General features: G+C 64.0%; 16 protein-coding genes. 6 read left to right on the forward strand and 10 right to left on the reverse strand.

The window, feature by feature from the left end:
* Nucleotides 1-170: 170 nt before the first annotated feature.
* From nth to MSG32_RS02230, 8 genes are all read right to left on the reverse strand, one after another.
* Nucleotides 171-806, reverse strand: a complete 636-nt coding sequence (nth, locus tag MSG32_RS02195) for an endonuclease III (RefSeq protein ID WP_043334098.1) — start codon at nt 804-806, stop codon at nt 171-173.
* 90 nt (nt 807-896) lie between these two features.
* A complete protein-coding gene (locus tag MSG32_RS02200) occupies nt 897-1,607 on the reverse strand; it encodes an electron transport complex subunit E (RefSeq protein ID WP_043334099.1) in 711 nt (236 codons plus the stop codon).
* The gene (rsxG, locus tag MSG32_RS02205) at nt 1,600-2,379 is read right to left on the reverse strand and encodes an electron transport complex subunit RsxG (protein WP_192837644.1); all 780 of its coding nucleotides are present in this window, start codon (nt 2,377-2,379) and stop codon (nt 1,600-1,602) included. Before rsxG ends, MSG32_RS02200 begins: the two co-directional genes overlap by 8 nt.
* On the reverse strand, nt 2,376-3,416 hold the full coding sequence (gene rsxD / locus MSG32_RS02210) for an electron transport complex subunit RsxD (RefSeq protein ID WP_248377274.1): 1,041 nt from the start codon (nt 3,414-3,416) through the stop codon (nt 2,376-2,378). Before rsxD ends, rsxG begins: the two co-directional genes overlap by 4 nt.
* A gap of 91 nt (nt 3,417-3,507) precedes the next feature.
* Nucleotides 3,508-6,480 (reverse strand): electron transport complex subunit RsxC, encoded by a 2,973-nt coding sequence (gene rsxC, locus MSG32_RS02215; protein WP_248377276.1) that lies wholly within the window; start codon nt 6,478-6,480, stop codon nt 3,508-3,510.
* The gene (gene rsxB, locus MSG32_RS02220) at nt 6,480-7,118 is read right to left on the reverse strand and encodes an electron transport complex subunit RsxB (RefSeq protein ID WP_043334101.1); all 639 of its coding nucleotides are present in this window, start codon (nt 7,116-7,118) and stop codon (nt 6,480-6,482) included. Before rsxB ends, rsxC begins: the two co-directional genes overlap by 1 nt.
* Nucleotide 7,119: 1 nt before the next feature.
* Nucleotides 7,120-7,701 carry an electron transport complex subunit RsxA gene (gene rsxA, locus MSG32_RS02225; protein ID WP_043334102.1) on the reverse strand — a complete coding sequence of 194 codons (582 nt, stop codon included), beginning with the start codon at nt 7,699-7,701 and terminating at the stop codon, nt 7,120-7,122.
* A gap of 16 nt (nt 7,702-7,717) precedes the next feature.
* On the reverse strand, nt 7,718-8,008 hold the full coding sequence (locus MSG32_RS02230; RefSeq protein ID WP_152965392.1) for a hypothetical protein: 291 nt from the start codon (nt 8,006-8,008) through the stop codon (nt 7,718-7,720).
* A gap of 29 nt (nt 8,009-8,037) precedes the next feature.
* Here MSG32_RS02230 and MSG32_RS02235 point away from each other — a divergent pair, with 29 nt between their 5' ends.
* Nucleotides 8,038-8,544 carry a DUF3465 domain-containing protein gene (locus tag MSG32_RS02235; RefSeq protein ID WP_248377278.1) on the forward strand — a complete coding sequence of 169 codons (507 nt, stop codon included), beginning with the start codon at nt 8,038-8,040 and terminating at the stop codon, nt 8,542-8,544.
* Nucleotides 8,545-8,668: 124 nt separating this feature from the next.
* On the opposite strand, the gene metG is transcribed toward MSG32_RS02235, so the two are convergent.
* Complete coding sequence (gene metG, locus MSG32_RS02240; protein WP_043334104.1) at nt 8,669-10,720, reverse strand: methionine--tRNA ligase; 2,052 nt, start codon at nt 10,718-10,720, stop codon at nt 8,669-8,671.
* 249 nt (nt 10,721-10,969) lie between these two features.
* On the opposite strand from metG, the gene MSG32_RS02245 reads away from it, so the two are divergent.
* A complete protein-coding gene (locus MSG32_RS02245; protein WP_248377280.1) occupies nt 10,970-11,443 on the forward strand; it encodes a TerB family tellurite resistance protein in 474 nt (157 codons plus the stop codon).
* A gap of 396 nt (nt 11,444-11,839) precedes the next feature.
* The gene (locus MSG32_RS02250) at nt 11,840-13,459 is read left to right on the forward strand and encodes an alkaline phosphatase (RefSeq protein WP_248377282.1); all 1,620 of its coding nucleotides are present in this window, start codon (nt 11,840-11,842) and stop codon (nt 13,457-13,459) included.
* Between the two features lie 204 nt (nt 13,460-13,663).
* Here MSG32_RS02250 and MSG32_RS02255 read toward each other — a convergent pair whose 3' ends face one another.
* Entirely contained in the window at nt 13,664-14,341 is a 678-nt protein-coding gene (locus tag MSG32_RS02255; protein WP_248377284.1) for a cell wall hydrolase, read from the reverse strand.
* 619 nt (nt 14,342-14,960) lie between these two features.
* Here MSG32_RS02255 and MSG32_RS02260 point away from each other — a divergent pair.
* The 3 genes from MSG32_RS02260 to dcd all read left to right on the forward strand — a co-directional run bounded on the left by MSG32_RS02260 (nt 14,961) and on the right by dcd (nt 17,365).
* The gene (locus MSG32_RS02260; RefSeq protein WP_159055855.1) at nt 14,961-15,674 is read left to right on the forward strand and encodes an RNA pseudouridine synthase; all 714 of its coding nucleotides are present in this window, start codon (nt 14,961-14,963) and stop codon (nt 15,672-15,674) included.
* Nucleotides 15,675-15,836: 162 nt separating this feature from the next.
* Complete coding sequence (apbC, locus tag MSG32_RS02265) at nt 15,837-16,673, forward strand: iron-sulfur cluster carrier protein ApbC (protein ID WP_276315243.1); 837 nt, start codon at nt 15,837-15,839, stop codon at nt 16,671-16,673.
* 125 nt (nt 16,674-16,798) lie between these two features.
* Nucleotides 16,799-17,365: a dCTP deaminase gene (gene dcd, locus MSG32_RS02270; RefSeq protein WP_043334107.1), complete on the forward strand. Its 567-nt coding sequence runs from the start codon at nt 16,799-16,801 to the stop codon at nt 17,363-17,365.
* The last annotated feature ends 79 nt before the right edge of the window (nt 17,366-17,444 follow it).

Here is a 17,444-nt window from a genome sequence, read left to right on the forward strand (position 1 = left end):
TTCATGCTCAATCAACGATCATGCATGCAGGCCACGCTGCAGGCCACGCAGGCAGGCCACGCAGGATCGGGGCTTTTGCCAGGCGCCTGGTGATCAAGTCCCAGTCATCAAGCCCCAGTCATCAAGCCCCTGGCCATGAAGGGGTCATCAAATCCTCGTGCCTTGAGGCGTTACAGGTCGACCTTGTCCTTGTACTCGCAGAGATCTTCGATGATGCAGCTGCCACAGCGCGGCTTGCGTGCCACGCAGGTGTAGCGGCCATGCAGGATCAGCCAGTGGTGGGCATCGACCAGAAACTCCTTGGGCACATGGCGCATCAGCTTGTGCTCGACCTCCAGCACGTTCTTGCCCGGGGCGATGCGCGTGCGGTTGGAGACACGGAAGATGTGCGTGTCCACCGCCATGGTCGGCTGACCGAAGGCGGTGTTGAGCACCACGTTGGCAGTCTTGCGGCCCACGCCGGGCAGCGCTTCCAGCGCCTCGCGGGTCTGCGGCACCTCGCCACCATGCCGTTCGATCAGCATGCGGCAGGTCTTGATGACATTCTCGGCCTTGGTGTTGAACAGGCCGATCGTCTTGATGTACTCCTTCAGGCCCTCGACGCCCAGCGCGAGGATGCTCTCCGGCGTATTGGCGACCGGATACAGCTTCGCCGTGGCCTTGTTGACGCCCACATCCGTCGCCTGCGCCGACAGCAGCACCGCGATCAAAAGCTCGAAGGGCGTTGACCAGGCAAGCTCGGTGCGTGGCTCAGGATTCTCGTTGCGCAGGCGGGTGAAGATCTCGAGGCGTTTCTGGGCGTTCATGGTATCTCGGGTACGGCGGTAAGGGCTTGGGAGCGGGCATCGTCGACACAGGCTGTCAGCCAGCGGGCTGACAGCCTGTGTGAGAGGGGCTCAGGAGATGGTGCCGGTCACGCGCACACGACGCGACACCTTGGGCGCATCGGCGTTGGCTGCCTTGCGGCGCTGCTCGAGTCGCTCATCGATGGTCTTCTTGCCCGCGATGATCAGCCCCATGCAGAAGAAGGCGCCCGGTGGCAGCACCAGGAACAGGAAGGAGTAGTCCGGGAAGATCGTCAGCTGCCAGTCGGCGGCCATCGGCCCGACGAGCAGTTCCATGCCCGCAAACAGCGTGCCCTGGCCGAACAGCTCACGCATGCCACCCAGCAGCACCAGCACGGCCATGAACCCCAGCCCCATCATCAGGCCATCGGTGGCCGCCGGCAGCACGGGATGCTTGGCGGCGAAGGCATCGGCACGCCCGAGAATCGCGCAGTTGGTGACGATCAGCGGAATGAAGATGCCGAGAATCTGATAGAGCTCATAGGTGTAGGCCTTCATCAGCAGCTCGGCACAGGTCACGAACGAGGCGATGATCATCACGAAGGCCGGCAGGCGCACTGCAGAAGGCACCAGATTGCGGATCAGCGACACCGCCACGTTGGAGCCGATCAACACCAGCAGCGTGGCAAGCCCCAGCCCGATGGCGTTGACGACACTGGCGGTGACGGCCAGCAGCGGACACAGGCCCAGCAGCTGTACCAGCGCCGGGTTGTTGTCCCACAGGCCGTCGCGGCTGATCTTGCCAAGCGAGATATCACTCATGGGGTTCGTCTCCGCCGTGTTCAGAAGGCGCTGATGGCGTGAGCGTGCCATCAGCGGTGGGAGCTTGCGTGTCTTGCTGGGCCTTGGCGGCGCGGCGGGTCGCGGTCAGCGTCTCGCTGTCGCCGGCCAGCAACGCCGTGCGGTGCGCCATGAAGTAGATCAATGCCTGACGAACGGCACCCACCACGGCACGCGGGGTGATGGTCGCACCGGTGAACTGGTCGAAATCACCGCCATCCTTGTTCACCTTCCATTCCACCGAGCTGAGCGTCTGGTCATCGAATTCGTGAATCCAGTCGGACTTGCGCGCTTCGATCTTGTCGCCCAGCCCCGGTGTCTCGGCGTGCTTGACGGCGCGTACACCGGCCACGCTGCCATCGGCACGGATACCGACCAGCAGGCGGATGTCGCCACTGTAACCCTTGCCGGTCACTACCGGCAGCAGCACCGCGACGGTCTCGCCATTTCGGGTGGCGCGCCAGCCGGTATCGGCGCTCTCCAGACCCAGCACCTGGGAGGGCGGCAGGGCGAAGGCCGCGTCGAGCAGGTCATTGTCGTGCAGCGACGGCGGGATGATCTCGGCCAGCGCCGCGCTCTGGGCGGCACGCTCGTTGTCGGCGATGGTCTCGGCGGTGGTCATCTGGGTCACGGCGACGACGCCGGCGGTGACGACGGCGAAGACCGCCAGGCCCAGCGCGGCCCGCGCGATGGTGTGCTTCAGGCCCTGCGCGGCCTGGGCTTGCTGTTCGGGCTGATCAGGCGTCAGGCTCATGCCTTGTCCTCCAGCTTGATGCCGCGACGGGCCTTCTTGTGACCATAGCTGCGTGGCTGGGTGTAGTAATCGATGAACGGCACGCTGAAGTTCATCAGCAGCACCGCGAAGGCGATGGCGTCAGGATAGGCACCGAAGGTGCGAATCAGGTAGATCAGCACGCCGATGCCGACGCCGTAATAGAGCTTGCCCTTGTTGGAGGTCGCCGCCGTGACCGGGTCCGTGGCGATGAAGAAGGCGCCGAAGATCGCCGCACCGCACAGCAGGTGGAACAGGGGGCTGGCGTGCTGCTCGCCATCCACGAAGGCGAAGATGGCGGAGACCACCGCCAGGCTGCCCAGCATCGCCACCGGGATATGCCAGGTGATCAGGCGACGCGCCAGCAGCACCAGACCGCCGAGGCCCCAGGCGATGGCTGTCTGCTGCCAGGCCAGCAGGTTGGCGGCGGGCAGCAGGCTCGGGTCTGCCCAGAACTCGCTGCTGGAAAGCTCGCCCTTGTTGCGGAAGGCGTCCAGCGGCGTGGCGCCGGTCAGGGCGTCTGGCGTGGCGATCACGCCGAAGAACTGCTGCAGGCTGTCAGTGAAGCCGAGTGTGAAGCCATCCGGGGATGACCAGCGCGACATCTCGACCGGGAAGGAGATCAGCAGCAGCGCGTAGGCGACCATCGCCGGGTTGAACGGATTCTGGCCCAGGCCACCGTAGAGCTGCTTGGCGACCACGATGGCCGCGATCACGCCGGTCAGTACCAGCCACCAGGGCGCCAGCGGCGGCAACGACACCGCCAGCAGCACGCAGGTCACCAGCGCGGAATTGTCCTTGAGGAAGAAGCTGACCGGACGGCCACGCAGCTTGAGCAGCAGTGCCTCGAGGGCAACACCCGCCAGACAGGCGAAGACGAGGTTGAACAGCACACCCCAGCCATAGTGCCAGCACAGCACGGCGATACCCGGCAGCGTCGCGGCCAGCACCCAGGCCATCACGCGCGAGGTGGCGGTTGGCCCGTGGGCATGGGGGGAGCTTGCATGCATCAGGCTCATGAGACGGTCAGATCCTTGCGGTAAATGGGCAATGACACGAGGCGTGCTTCAGGATGAGTCGCCATTGGCGCGGTAATTGGGCTCAGGTCACTCATTGGGCGTCCACCAGTGCCTGCACCTCGGCCAATGACTCGCGGGCGTGTTCCAGATTGCGGCGCGTGCGGTCGACCTTGGTCGCCAGGCGCTGACGGTTTTCGTCATCCGCCTCGCTCAATGCCGCCTCTGCCTTGCGGTGGGCCGCCTCGGCCGCCTTGACCGCGATGCTGACCTGCTTGTGACGCTTGGCGAGGTTCTCGGCGCGTGATGCCTCGATCTCGGCCTGAGAGAGCGTCACGTTGCTGGCCATGCTGCCACGCCCGACTGAACCCGCAGCGGGCTTGGGCGCCTCGGGAATCAATTCGCCCGCGCCCTTGGCGGCAGGCGTCGCGTCAGTGCTGCCAGCTTGCGCGCTGTTGAGGCGCACCTCGGCGGCACGCAGGTTTTCCTGGGCCGTAGCCAGCAGGGTCTGCAGGTCCTCGATATCGCCTTCGCCGCTCTCGCTGGCGCGGGCCAGGGCCTTTTCGGCCTTCTTGACCGCGATATTGGCCGCGGCGCGTGCCGTCTTGAGTGCCTTGATATCGGCGCTGGGTGCCGCAGCTGCTGGTGCAGCAGCGTTGACAGTAGAGCCAGCCGCACCTGTATCAGTGGTTTGAGCAGAGCCAGCCGCAGCGCTTGCCACAGGGCCTTTATCAGCGCCTTGAGCAGCGCCAGCGGCGTCGGTCGCTGCCTTGAGGTCGCCCTCAGCCTTGGCAAGGCGCGCCTTGGCCTCGGTGACGCTGGCCTCGAGGGCGGAGATGTCGCCCTCACCGCTGTCCTGGGCGGTCTTGAGGGCCTTCTCGGCCTTCTTGACCGCGATATTGGCCGCGGCGCGCGCCGTCTTGAGCGCCTTGAGGTCGGCTGCCGGGGCAGCCGCGCCTGTCGCGGAAGTGCCGGCCGCCGCAGGGGTAGCTGACTCGCTGGCGGCCTTTAGGTCGGCTTCGGCCTTGGCCAGTCGGGCTTTGGCATCCGTCACGCTGGCTTCGAGGGCGGGGATATCACCCTCACCGCTGTCCTGGGCGGTCTTGAGGGCCTTCTCGGCCTTCTTGACGGCGATATTGGCCGCGGCGCGCGCCGTCTTGAGCGCCTTGAGATCGGCGGCGGGGGCAGCCGCCGGGGCAGCTGACTCGCTGGCCTCGCTGGCGGCCTTGAGGGCGCTCTCGGCGCTGGCGAGCTTGGCCTTGGCCGCGGTCACGTTGGCCTCGAGCTTGGCGATATCGCTCTCGGCGCTCTCACCGCCATCCTGCGCTGCCTTGAGAGCCTTCTCGGCCTTCTTGAGGGCGATGTTGGCCGCGGCGCGCGCTGTCTTGAAGGCCTTGATGTCGGTGGCCGGAGCCGGCTGGGCAGCGGCGGCCGCTGTGGTGGCTGTGGTGGCCGAGGCCGAAGTCGTGTCTGCGGCGGCGCTGGCATCGGCGCGGGCGGCGGCGGACTTCTGGGCCGCCTGAGCGCGTTGCTGGCGCTTGGCTTCCTTTTCGGCTTCTTCGCGCGCCATGCGCGCCTGCTTGAATTCGAAGCGGTGACGAGCGCGCTCGGACTTGCGCGCCTCGTGCTGGGCGCTGCGAATCTCGCCCTTGGCGAAGCGGTAATACTGCACCAGCGGAATCTGGCTTGGGCAGACATAGGAGCAGGCGCCGCATTCGATGCAATCCGCCAGATTGTAGAGCTCGGCCTTGTCGAACTCGCGTGCCTTGGAGAACCAGTAGAGCTGCTGCGGCAGCAGCTCGGCCGGACAGGCCTGCTCGCACATGCCGCAACGGATGCACGGCTGCTCGACCACCGGTACCGGCAGTGACTCGGGGGAGGAGGCCAGCAGACAGTTGGTGGTCTTGATGATCGGCAGGGCGTCGCTCTCGAGCGTGAAGCCCATCATCGGGCCACCCATTACCAAGCGTGCGATGCCCGTCGGCGCCGGCACCGCCAGACGCAGCAGGTCTGCGATGGAGGTGCCCAGGCGCGCCTCGACATTGTGCGGGTGCTGCAACGCCTCGCCGGTCAGAGTGACGACGCGCGAGATCATCGGCTCGCCGAAACACACTGCACGCTGCACGGCGCGCACGGTACCCGGGTTGTGCACCACCACGCCGACATCGGCGGGCAGGCCACGGCTGGGCACTTCGCGGTCAGTCAGCAGCTTGATCAGCTGCTTCTCGCCACCGGAGGGATACTTGGTCGGTACCACCACGACTTCGAGGCGTGAATCCAGCGGCGGCAGGCGCTTGTCGGCGCGGCGGGCGCGAATCGCCTGTTCCAGCGCGATGACGGCCTCGGGCTTGTTGTCCTCGATACCGATCAGGATGCACTCGGGGCCGATCAGGCTGGCGAGAATCTCGAGCCCTTCGATCAGCGCTTCCGGATGCGTGCGCATGGTCAGGTCATCGGCGGTGATGTAAGGCTCACACTCCGCCGCGTTCAGAATCAGGGTGTCGATGGCGTGGCGCTCACGCACCCGCGCCTTCACCGCCGAGGGGAAACCGGCACCGCCCTGGCCGACCACGCCGGCGTCCTGCAGACGCTGGATCAGGTCCTGGGCTTCCTGCTGACGCCAGTCGCGCCAGGCTTCCAGGCGCGCCCATTCATCGATCTCGCCGTCGCGCTCGATCACGATGCACAGGTCTTCCAGGCCCGAGACGTGGGGAATCTGACGCGGCTCGATGGCGGTGACCACGCCGGTGATGCTGGCATGCACCGGGGCGGAGATCATGCCCTGGGCGCGCGCGATCAGCTCGCCCGTCTTCACGCGCTGGCCGATCTCCACCAGTGGCTGGGCGGGCGCGCCGATATGCTGGCTGAGCGGCAGTACCACCTCACGGGGCAGCGGGGCGGCTACCAGCGGGGCGCGGTTGGAGAGCGCCTTGTGCTCCGGCGGATGGATACCGCCGTGGAAGTCGAACACGCGCGGCGCGCCCTGACCCTGTTGCGTGTGTTCCGCCTCCGCCGTGGCAGAGGAGCGTGAGGAAGTCACCATGGATTTGAGTAACGACAGAACCATCAGGCGACATTCCTTGCAGATGTGGCAGTAGAATCGGCGGCATCGGTCACGATCAGATTGCCGCTGAAGCGGGCATTGTCGCGGGTCGGGCCCGCCGGTTGCGGCCAGTGCCAGCTGCGCACGTCAGTGGCGACCGGCACCATGTCGATGCAATCGACCGGGCAGGGTTCGACACACAGGTCGCAGCCGGTGCATTCGTCGGCGATCACGGTGTGCATGTGCTTGGCGGCGCCGAGAATGGCATCGACAGGGCAGGCCTGGATGCACTTGGTGCAACCGATGCATTCGTCCTCGCGAATCACTGCCACCTTGGGCGTGTTGTCGCTGTCGCCATCCAGCGGTGTGGCCTCGCGGCCCAGCAGGTCGGCCAGCGAGGCGATGGTGCTCTCGCCGCCCGGCGGGCACTTGTTGATCTCGTCGCCTTCGGCGATGGCCTGGGCGTAGGGCTTGCAGCCCGGATAGCCGCACTGGCCGCACTGGGTCTGCGGCAGCAGCTGGTCGATCTGCTCGACGATGGGGTCGCCCTCGACCTTGAAGGCCACGGCGGCAAAGCCGAGCAGACCGCCGAAGACGACGGCCATGGCCACCAGTGCGACGATGGCAGAGATCAGCGTATGGTCGTTGAAGAATTCGAGCATGTCAGATCTGCACCAGTCCGGAGAAGCCGAGGAAGGCCAGCGACATCAGGCTGGCGGTGATCATCGCGATGGCCGGCCCCTGGAAGGGACGCGGCACATCGGCGACGGCCAGACGCTCGCGCATGGCGGCGAACAGTACCAGCACCAGCGAGAAGCCGACGGCCGCGCCGAAGCCGTAGAGCGTGGCTTCCATGAAGCTGGAATTGCGGTTCAGGGTCAGCAGCGCCACGCCGAGTACCGCACAGTTGGTGGTGATCAGCGGCAGGAAGATGCCCAGCACCTGATAGAGCAGCGGGCTGGTCTTCTTGACCACCATCTCGGTGAACTGCACCACCACGGCGATCACCATGATGAAGGCGATGGTGCGCAGGTACTCGAGCCCCAACGGCGCGAGGATGAAGTGATAGGTCAGGTAGGCGCACATCGACGACAACGTGAGCACGAAGGTGGTGGCCAGCGACATGCCCATCGCGGACTCCAGCTTGTTGGAGACACCCATGAAGGGGCACAGGCCGAGGAACTGCACCAGTACGAAATTGTTGACCAGGATGGTGCTGATCAGGATAAGAAGGTATTCACTCATCAGGGGCGTCGCTCGGTCAGGGTGTTTCGAAGGCGCTTCCGTGCTCGCGGCATGCGTGAACCGGCACTCGCAGGCGATCAGGGCTGTTGCTGCCGCAAGCTGTCAGGAAGCTGCAGGGCAGGGGATCGTCGAGCGCGGCGGTATTATACGCAAGATGCTGCTGGCCGACAGCCTGTAGCGTGGCAAGCGAGGCGTAGTGTTGCCAGCATGAGACGACCATTGTTTCGCGTTTTGCTTGGTTCTTGAAGTAATAAAGAAGAATTCCTTTATTACTTTTATTGATTATGGCGTGATCAGAGACTTTCACGTCATCCGGAGTGGCACAAGGAGCGGGATATGCGCAGGACAGGAACACGCGGCCGTCGGCCGTTATGGGTCATCATCCTGGTGGTGGCGATGGCGGGCATCTCGCAGCTGACGGGCAATGGCAATTTCTCGCTCTCCCAGCTGTGGAATGACTTCCAGTCGCCGCAGGCCGAGGCGACGCAGGGGCAAGGCGCTTCCTCGGCGGACGAGAGTCGACTCAGGCGCGCCATCAGTGCCCAGCAGAGTGATGTGCAGGTGCGGGGCGTGGGCGAGGTGACGCGTCTGCTCAGGGACGATCTCAAGGGCAGCCGTCATCAGAAGTTCCTGATCCGGGTGGCGGGCGGCACCACCATTCTGGTGGCGCACAACATCGATCTCGCGCCACGCATCGACAGTCTTCAGGTCGGTGATCGCATCGGCTTCTACGGCGAATATGAGTGGACCGACAAGGGCGGCGTGATCCACTGGACGCATCATGATCCCGGTGGCCGCCATGTGGATGGCTGGCTGGAGCATGCCGGTCGCCGCTACGAGTAGCCGCCCCGCCGACCGGATGTGACGCATGAACGACAACGCCCCGCCAGAGAGTCTCTGGCGGGGCGTTGTCCTGAAGAGCCCTCAGCGTGGTATCGCAAAGAGCCCTCGGCGCATCATCAGTGGATCAAGTGACGCGCTGACCCGGCTTGGCGCCGGTGTGCGGCTCCAGCAGGTAGATGCCTTCGTCGTCACCGGCGGCCAGCACCATGCCCTCGGACACGCCGAAGCGCATCTTGCGCGGCGCCAGGTTGGCGACCATCACCGTCAGGCGGCCTTCCAGCGCTTCCGGCGCGTAGGCGGACTTGATGCCGGAGAACACGGTGCGCGTCTCGCCACCGATATCCAGCGTCAGCTTGAGCAGCTTGGCCGCCTTCTCGACGTGCTCCGCCTTGACGATCTTCGCCACGCGTAGGTCGGTCTTCATGAAGGTATCGAAGTCGATCTCGTCGGCGATCGGGTCGGCGTCGAGCGGGCTCGGCGCGGCCGCGGCTTCGGCCTTGGCGGTGCCGTCCTTGATCTTCTGCTCCTCGACCAGCACTTCGCGCGAGGCTTCGAGCATCTTGTCGATGCGCTCCGGCTCGACGCGGGTCAGCAGCGGCTTGAACTTGTTGATCGCATGATCGGTCAGCACGCTTTCACGGCTGGCCCAGTCGAGGCTCTCGAGGTTCAGGAAGTCGCGCGCCTTGTCGGTCAGCTCCGGGATCACTGGCGCCAGATAGACCATCAGCTGGCGGAACAGGTTGATGCCCACGGAGCAGACGTCGAGCACTTCCTGCTCGCGGCCGTCTTCCTTGGCCATCGCCCACGGCGCCTTGTCGGCGATGTAGGTGTTGGCTTCATCGGCCAGCTCCATCACCTTGCGCATGGCGCGCGCGAATTCACGGGCTTCGAAGTCCGCCGCGATGCCTTCGCCAGCGGCGATGAAGCGCTCGACCAGCTCCGGCTCGGCGCAGGTGGCGGACAGCTTGCCGTCGCCGAACTTCTTGACGAAACCGGCGCAGCGGCTGGCGATGTTGACCACCTTGCCGACCAGGTCGGAATTCACGCGGGCGGTGAAGTCGTCGAGATTGAGGTCGAGATCATCGACGCCGGAGGTCAGCTTGGCGGCGAAGTAGTAGCGCAGGTATTCCGGGTTGAGGAACTGCGCATAGGTGTCGGCCTTGATGAAGGTGCCGCGCGACTTGGACATCTTGGCACCATTGACGGTCACGAAACCGTGGCAGTTGACGCCGGTCGGGGTGCGCATGCCGGCACCTTCCAGCATCGCCGGCCAGAACAGGGCGTGGAAGTAGACGATGTCCTTGCCGATGAAGTGATAGACCTCGGCGTCGGAATCGGCCTTCCAGTAGCTGTCGAAGTCGATGCCCTGCTTCTCGCACAGGTTCTGGAAGCTGGCGAGGTAGCCGATCGGCGCGTCCAGCCATACGTAGAAGTACTTGCCCGGCGCGTCGGGAATCTCGAAGCCGAAGTAGGGCGCATCGCGGGAGATGTCCCACTCGGCCAGACCCGCCTCGAACCATTCCTGCAGCTTGTTGGAAATCTGGCTCTGCACGCGGCCGCTCTTGGTCCACTCCTGCAGGAACTCGGCGAAGTTCGGCAGCTTGAAGAAGTAGTGGGTGGACGTGCGCATTTCCGGCGTGGCGCCGGAAATGGCCGAGACCGGATCGATCAGCTCAGCCGGCGTGTAGGCCGCGCCGCAGGCTTCACAGTTGTCGCCGTACTGGTCTTCGGTCTTGCACTTCGGGCAGGTGCCCTTGATGAAGCGGTCGGCGAGGAACAGGCCCTTGACCGGATCGAACATCTGCTCGATATCGCGCGTGGCGATATGGCCGGCATCGCGCAGCGCCAGATAGATGCGCTCGCTGTGGGCGCGGTTTTCCGGCGAGTGGGTGGAGTGATAGTTGTCAAAGCCGACGCCGAACTTGGCGAAGTCGGCCTGGTGCTCGTCACTCACACGCTGGATCAGCTGCTCGGCGGTGACACCTTCCTGCTCGGCACGCAGCATGATGGCGGTGCCGTGGGCGTCATCGGCGCACACGTAATGGCATTCGTGGCCACGGCTTTTCTGGAAGCGTACCCAGATGTCGGTCTGGATGTACTCAAGCAGGTGACCCAGGTGGATCGACCCATTGGCGTAGGGCAGGGCACTGGTGACCAGAATCTTGCGCGCTGACATGAGGCCTCGTCTTGACGGTAAAGGGCGCCTGCTGCGCAGTGCGCAGCCACTCGCCGGGATGACTCGTGATAAGGGGCGAACGCATCGCCCCGTCGGGATGGGCGCTACTATATCGCGAAGGTGCGGGCGGCGCGAAGGGCGCGTCGCGTCACCGGCAACGCTGGCGTGCGCAACTGCGAGGTTGCAACCCGTGCCGCTGCCCTCATGAAGGATTCAAGGACACTACATTTTCCGTTCCTGGAGGTCAGCATGCCAGCACAGCTATCCGTCGCCGGTCAGATCAATCGTCTCATCCGCCAGGTGATGATGCCCGGCAGCAACGCCCGCCCCAACGAGGAGCCCGGCCCGGAACTCGCCATGGCCGTGCTGATGTTCGAGGTGGTACGCGCCGATGACCATCTCGATGTGCGCGAGCGTGAAGCCCTGGCGCGCCAGCTGGCCGAGCGCTTCTCGCTGGGGGGTGAGGAACTTGCCAGCCTGCTGGCCCAGGCCGAGCAGGATGCCGAGCAGGCCACGGACCACTACCGCTTCGTCAAGCAGCTCAACGAGCACATGAGCCTTGAGGAGCGCAGTGAGCTGATCGGCATGCTCTGGGAGCTGGCCTACGCCGATGGCGAGCTGGACCCGCAGGAAGAGCATCGCATCCGCCGTCTTGCCGGCCTGCTGCACGTCAGCCACAGCGAGTTCATCCGCACCAAGCTGGCGGCGCAGCCAGACACCTGATCCGTCAGGAATTTTGGGAAGGGTGTCCCTGTCCACCCCTTAGGCACACGCCCCTATTACGACACCCCCAAGCAGACGCCCCCGTTGCCAATGGCAGCGGGGGCGTCGTGTTTGCGGCTTCGGGTCGCAGTGTCGTCTGTCATTAATCTGACATCTTCACGTCATCCTTTCGTCATGAATTATCCTGTCGCCGGGCCATTGATATGGACGGCTCTGCTTGCGTCGTCAATAGTGAAGCGCATGCTCCAGCTGGCACCTTGAGTGCCGCCATGTGAGCAGATTGCGATTCATTTCTGACCAATAAGCGCTCCGTTCGAGCACAGACGTACAGACTTGCACGAGTATCGTATGTGCCCGGGTAACACGGATGCCATCAATGACAAGGGAACACGGGAGATGACCATGATGATGCCTCATCAGAACTGGCAAGGACGATGGTGTCGAAAAGGGTGGGCCGTCGTTGCGCTGACGGGAAGCATGAGCTGGATGCCGCTGGCCAATGCGGCAGAGATCAAGAATGTCATTCTGATGATTGGCGATGGCATGGGGCCCCAGCAGGTTGGCATGCTGGAGACATACGCCAATCGTGCGCCGGATTCGATATATCAGGGGCGTTCGACGGCACTCTACCAGCTGGCGAAGGAAGGCGTGGTGGGCGCTTCATTGACTCACCCTGAAGATGCCGTGGTAGTGGATTCGGCCTGTTCAGCGACTCAGCTCTCGACGGGTATCTTCACCGGGGGCGAGGTGATCGGCATAGATTCAGAGGGTAATCGGGTGGAAACCGTCCTCGAGCTTGCCAAACGAGTCGGCAAGGCCACCGGATTGGTGTCCGATACGCGCCTGACCCACGCGACTCCGGCGGCCTTCGCCGCCCACCAGCCGCATCGTTCACTGGAAAATGCCATTGCCGAAGACATGCTCATGACCGGGCCGGATGTCATGCTGTCGGGAGGGTTGCGTCACTTCGTGCCACAGTCCGTCAGTGAGCCGGGGGAAAGCGCGGGCAGTGTCGAGACGCTGATGCAAGGTGCCTGGTCGCCAACCTCCAAGCGCAAGGATGAACGAAATCTGCTCCAGGAAGCTGCAGATCAAGGCTATGGGCTAGCCTTTACGCGTGATCAGATGGCCGCACTCAATGGCACCAAGGTATTGGGGCTATTCGCCAACTCGGGTATGGCGGATGGTATCAGCTATCGAGATAGCCATGATGACCCACAGCGTCAGCAGCCGACCCTGCATGAGATGACCCAGAAAGCACTGTCAATGCTGGAACAGGATGATGATGGTTTCTTTTTGATGGTCGAGGGTGGCCAGATCGACTGGGCCGCGCATTCCAATGATGCGGGCACCATGCTCAATGAACTGATCAAGTTCGATGAGGCCGTGCAAGGTGTCTATGACTGGGCGCGAGAGCGAGACGATACAATAATTCTGGTAACGGCCGACCATGAGACGGGGGCATTCGGCTTCAGTTATTCCAGCGCCAATTTACCGGCAGCGCAGAAGAAATCAGGCCCTGCATTCGCAGATCAGGATTACGCTCCCAATTTCAATTTTGGTGACTTCTCGATTCTGGACAGTCTCTATGAGCAGAAGCAGACCTATTACGAGCTGCTCAGTGATTTCGAGGCACTACCGCAAGGTGAGCGCACACCGGCGCGCTTGATGGCGGCTGTCAATGGCAATAGTGACTTCCAGATTACCGAAGCCCAGGCAGCTGAAGTACTGGCCAACAAGCCCAACCCCTATCATGTGGATGGACATAGTTACCTCGGGGTCAGCGAGGTGCCGGCAGTTCACGACTTCGACGCCTTCTTCCCCTATAACGATCGCGGCAACCTGCTGGCGCGGGCATTGGCGACACAGCAAAACACCGTCTGGGGGACTGGTACGCACACCCATACGCCAGTCAACGTCTTTGCATGGGGGCCAGCCAACGACATCTTGCCGGTCTCGTCCATCCTGCACCATTCCGAGATAGGGCAGTATCTGAAGACAGTGGTAGCGAAGTAGTCGGACTCGGCCCATTTCTGAAGATTGAGTGATGATATGCCCCAGAAGGCCCCTGATGAGTGAATCATCAGGGGCCTTCTGGTTTGTCTGTTTCCTGTACGGTCTTCCCGTCACGGTCTTGTACGTGACATGGCGCTGGCGTGCGGCATGTCAGGCAACTTGCTGGTGATGGTTCTACCCGTCATGCCCTGGTGAGAGGGTGAGTCAGTTGCGATAGAACAGGTGCTGACCGATGCGCGCGGTGCGCACGAAGCGCTTGGCCCAGTAGGGCGTGGCGTAGCGGGCGTGGAAGTAGAGGGCGCCGTCGGTGACGTCTTCCAGCTGATGGTTGAGCGCCTGACGGGCCACGTCGCGTGCCTCGGCGTAGGCGGCGGGTTCGCGAATGCGGTCGGAGCGCCCGTCACACCACCAGGAGAACTGGCAGCTGCCGCTTTCGCCACCCTGCTTGACCACGCCGCACAGGCTGTCGGGGAAGCGCGGGTCGGCGGCGCGGTTGATCACCACATTGACGATGCCCTGCATGCCGCTTCTGCCTTCGCCCTTGGCTTCCCAGTAGGCGGCGCGCGCCAGGCAGGTCAGCGGGTCATCCACCGGACGCTGGCCGTTGGGGTCGATCGCCTTGGCGCCGGCCTTGCTGAGCAGCAGGCTCTCGGGCACATCGCTCTCGCCTTGCACCAGCAGGCTTTCCAGCCGTTCGGCCTTGACGGCTGCCTTGGCCGCGGTGGTCGGGGCGGCAGGCGCGTCCGAGGCGTGCGGCGCGGAGCAGCCCGCGGCCAGCGTCAGGCCGAAGATCAGTACCAGATGACGCAGCGTGCGTGCACTGCTGATGGCGTAGCGCCGAGTGTGAGTCAGTGGGCGGCGCGGTATGAGGGGTAAACGCATGCAAGATACCTGTGAACGTGGCCTGGGAAGCGCAGCAAGGCGGGATGGCGCGCAGGGTCAATCCGGGTTGATCGCACACCTTCGGCTGGCGAGTCACTGACGGAGACTGAAGCGTTGGCCACCGGCTTCCTCGGTAGCGACAGTCGACGCGCAAGCGCATCAGTTTGCCTGACCCTGACCTTGTATGGCCCAGAGTGAGCTTCAACGCAACTCTGACGCTTTGCCGCGCAAAGGGTTCCGCAAGTGTCACCACGCGGTTGCGTAGCGATGGCGCGGGCAGCGCATCGCGCCTGTCAGTGCATGATCAGGCGTGCCAGAGGCAGCCAGATCGCTTGCGTCAGAAGGGCGGATGACCAGGCGTAGCGGATCAGATGCGCTGGCGGAGAGCGTCAAAGGACCTGGTAAGGCGCATCAAATGATCTGCTCAAGCACACTGCGCCGATTTCTGGCCACGCAGCCTAGCATCTTCAGCGCGTCTCGTCCGTGCCATCCTCGGCGCATGCCGTTATCATGGCGGGCTAGCCTTGATGACCCTGTCAGGCTGTCCCACTTCTTTTTATCTGCGCTTCTGCGTGCTGCTGCTCTGCCTGTTGCCTGCGTCGCTGCCTCGAGAGTCCCCATGACCGAACCCGTCCGTCTTTCCAAGTTTCTGGCCCATCAGCAGGGCATCTCGCGCCGTGAGGCCGAGCATCTCATCGCCAAGGGGGTGGTACGTGTCGCGGGCGAGATCGTGGAAGCGCCTTTCTTCAAGGTTACCGATGAGGAGGTCACCGTCGATGAAGGCGCCAGCATGGCACCCATCGAGCCGCTGACCCTGGTCTGGTATCAGCCGCCGGGCACGCCGCTGCCGGACCCGCTGACCCTGCGTGACGGCGCGCCGCGCAGTGCGCTCGACAACAGCGGTGCCGACTGGCTCAAGGTGCATTTCCTGTCCCAGCAGCCGCTGGCCGAGCTCGGCGAAGATGAATCCGGTCTCGCGGTGTGGTCACAGAACCGTGGCGTGATCCGCAAGCTGGGCGATGACCTCGACCAGCTGGAGCAGGAGTACGTCGTCGAAGTGGAAGGGACACTGGATGACGAAGGCCTCAAGCGTATCGGCTTCGCGCTGTGCGCCGACATCCGCGGCCGCAAGCCCAAGGTCAGCATCAGCTGGCAGAGCGACACCCGTCTGCGCATCGCCATGAAGCGAGTGCCGGTGGGGGGTATCCGCGGCGCGGTCGAGGAGCAGGGCCTCAAGGTGATCGAGGTACGTCGTCTGCGTCTGGGCGCGATTCTGCTCGGTCGCATGGCGCCGGGCGAGTGGCGCTTCCTGCCGGTCGACGTGCGCTTCTGAGACGTGCGCTTCTGATTTGCCCCCAAGGCCATGGCTTCCTGAGGCATGGCTACCATGGACATGCTTCATCGGCTTGGCCCGTGTAGCGGTGGCAGGCATACTGTGCCCATCGTGTTCCACGGCTTTTTTCGCTGACAGTTCAGACGCCTGCGCGCCACATCCATCGCGCCGCGCAGGCCGTCACAGGAGTTTCAAGGTATGGAAGGTATCAAGCACATTGTCGCGGTCGCTTCCGGCAAGGGTGGCGTCGGCAAGTCCACCGTCACCGCCAATCTGGCGCTGGCATTGGCGGCGGAAGGTCTCAAGGTCGGCCTGCTGGACGCCGACATCTATGGTCCGAGTCAGGCGCAGATGTTCGGCGTGCCGACCGGCCAGCGTCCGGAGATGGCCGGTGAGCAGGTCTTCAGCCCCATCGAGGCGCATGGCATCAAGACCATGTCGATGGCCTATCTGGTCGACGTGAAGGACCCGATGGTCTGGCGTGGCCCGATGGTCGCCGGTGCCTTCCAGCAGCTGCTCAACCAGACCGCCTGGGGCGAGCTTGATGTGCTGCTGATCGACATGCCGCCGGGCACCGGTGACATCCAGCTGACCCTGTCGCAGAAGGTGCCGGTCTCTGGCGCCGTCATCGTCACCACGCCGCAGGACATCGCGCTGCTGGATGCCCAGAAGGGCATCGAGATGTTCCGCAAGGTCAAGGTGCCGGTGCTGGGGGTGGTCGAGAACATGAGCACTCACACCTGCAGCCAGTGTGGCCACAGCGAAGCGGTATTCGGCGCGGGCGGTGGTGAGCGTATCGCCGATGAGTACCAGACTCGTCTGCTGGGCCAGCTGCCGCTGACCCTGAGCATTCGCGAGAATGCCGATGGCGGTCGCCCGAGCGTGATCGCGGAGCCGGACGGCGAAGTGGCCGCGAGCTTCCGCGCCATCGCGCGTCAGGTCTCCGAGTCACTGGAAAGTGCCGGTGCGGACGAAGGCCCGAGCATCAGCTTCAGCTGAGCCCGACGCGCCAGGCGCAAGCCGCGCGTGCCGAGGTTTCCAGCGACACAGCGGGCCGGTATCATGCTGGCCCGCGTTTCATGGCGCTCACGCGTCTCTCCCCATCAGTCAGTCAGGTACGCTCGATGAGCATCAAATCCGACAAGTGGATCCGTCGCATGGCCGAAAGCCACGACATGATCGAACCCTTTGAGCCCGATCAGGTGCGCTTTCACGATGAGCGCCGTGTGATTTCCTACGGCACCTCCAGCTACGGCTACGATGTGCGCTGCTCGGATGAGTTCAAGGTCTTCACCAACATCCATTCGGCGACGGTGGACCCCAAGCACTTCGACGAGAAGAGCTTCGTGGACGTGAAGGGCGACTCCTGCGTGATTCCGCCCAACTCCTTCGCGCTGGCCCGTACCATCGAGTACTTCCGCATTCCGCGTAACGTGCTGACCATCTGCCTGGGCAAGTCCACCTACGCGCGTTGCGGCATCATCGTCAACGTGACGCCGCTGGAGCCGGAGTGGGAAGGCCACGTCACCCTCGAGTTCTCCAACACCACCAACCTGCCGGCGCGTATCTACGCCAACGAAGGCGTGGCGCAGATGCTGTTCCTCGAGTCCGATGAAGTCTGCGAGACCAGCTACAAGGATCGCGGCGGCAAGTATCAGGGCCAGCGTGGCGTGACACTGCCGCGTACCTGATACCCCTTGCTGCGCGCCTGGGGACTGCGTTCACGCAAGTGCCCCGCACGCCGCAAGACAAGAGTGTGGCAAGCCAGGA

The sequence above is a fragment of the Cobetia sp. 1CM21F genome, assembly GCF_023161745.1.
GTDB classification, from domain to species: domain Bacteria; phylum Pseudomonadota; class Gammaproteobacteria; order Pseudomonadales; family Halomonadaceae; genus Cobetia; species Cobetia amphilecti.

What these genes read in the sequence shown, in the direction of transcription:
- MSG32_RS02260 (WP_159055855.1), top strand. Translation starts at nt 14,961, where the DNA reads ATGACCGAACCCGTCCGTCTTTCCAAGTTTCTGGCCCATCAGCAGGGC.
- MSG32_RS02245 (WP_248377280.1), top strand. Translation starts at nt 10,970, where the DNA reads ATGCCAGCACAGCTATCCGTCGCCGGTCAGATCAATCGTCTCATCCGC.
- nth (WP_043334098.1), bottom strand. Translation starts at nt 806, where the DNA reads ATGAACGCCCAGAAACGCCTCGAGATCTTCACCCGCCTGCGCAACGAG.
- rsxG (WP_192837644.1), bottom strand. Translation starts at nt 2,379, where the DNA reads ATGAGCCTGACGCCTGATCAGCCCGAACAGCAAGCCCAGGCCGCGCAG.
- rsxB (WP_043334101.1), bottom strand. Translation starts at nt 7,118, where the DNA reads ATGCTCGAATTCTTCAACGACCATACGCTGATCTCTGCCATCGTCGCA.
- dcd (WP_043334107.1), top strand. Translation starts at nt 16,799, where the DNA reads ATGAGCATCAAATCCGACAAGTGGATCCGTCGCATGGCCGAAAGCCAC.
- metG (WP_043334104.1), bottom strand. Translation starts at nt 10,720, where the DNA reads ATGTCAGCGCGCAAGATTCTGGTCACCAGTGCCCTGCCCTACGCCAAT.
- MSG32_RS02235 (WP_248377278.1), top strand. Translation starts at nt 8,038, where the DNA reads ATGCGCAGGACAGGAACACGCGGCCGTCGGCCGTTATGGGTCATCATC.
- rsxA (WP_043334102.1), bottom strand. Translation starts at nt 7,701, where the DNA reads ATGAGTGAATACCTTCTTATCCTGATCAGCACCATCCTGGTCAACAAT.
- MSG32_RS02255 (WP_248377284.1), bottom strand. Translation starts at nt 14,341, where the DNA reads ATGCGTTTACCCCTCATACCGCGCCGCCCACTGACTCACACTCGGCGC.
- rsxD (WP_248377274.1), bottom strand. Translation starts at nt 3,416, where the DNA reads ATGAGCCTGATGCATGCAAGCTCCCCCCATGCCCACGGGCCAACCGCC.
- MSG32_RS02250 (WP_248377282.1), top strand. Translation starts at nt 11,840, where the DNA reads ATGACCATGATGATGCCTCATCAGAACTGGCAAGGACGATGGTGTCGA.
- rsxC (WP_248377276.1), bottom strand. Translation starts at nt 6,480, where the DNA reads ATGGTTCTGTCGTTACTCAAATCCATGGTGACTTCCTCACGCTCCTCT.
- MSG32_RS02200 (WP_043334099.1), bottom strand. Translation starts at nt 1,607, where the DNA reads ATGAGTGATATCTCGCTTGGCAAGATCAGCCGCGACGGCCTGTGGGAC.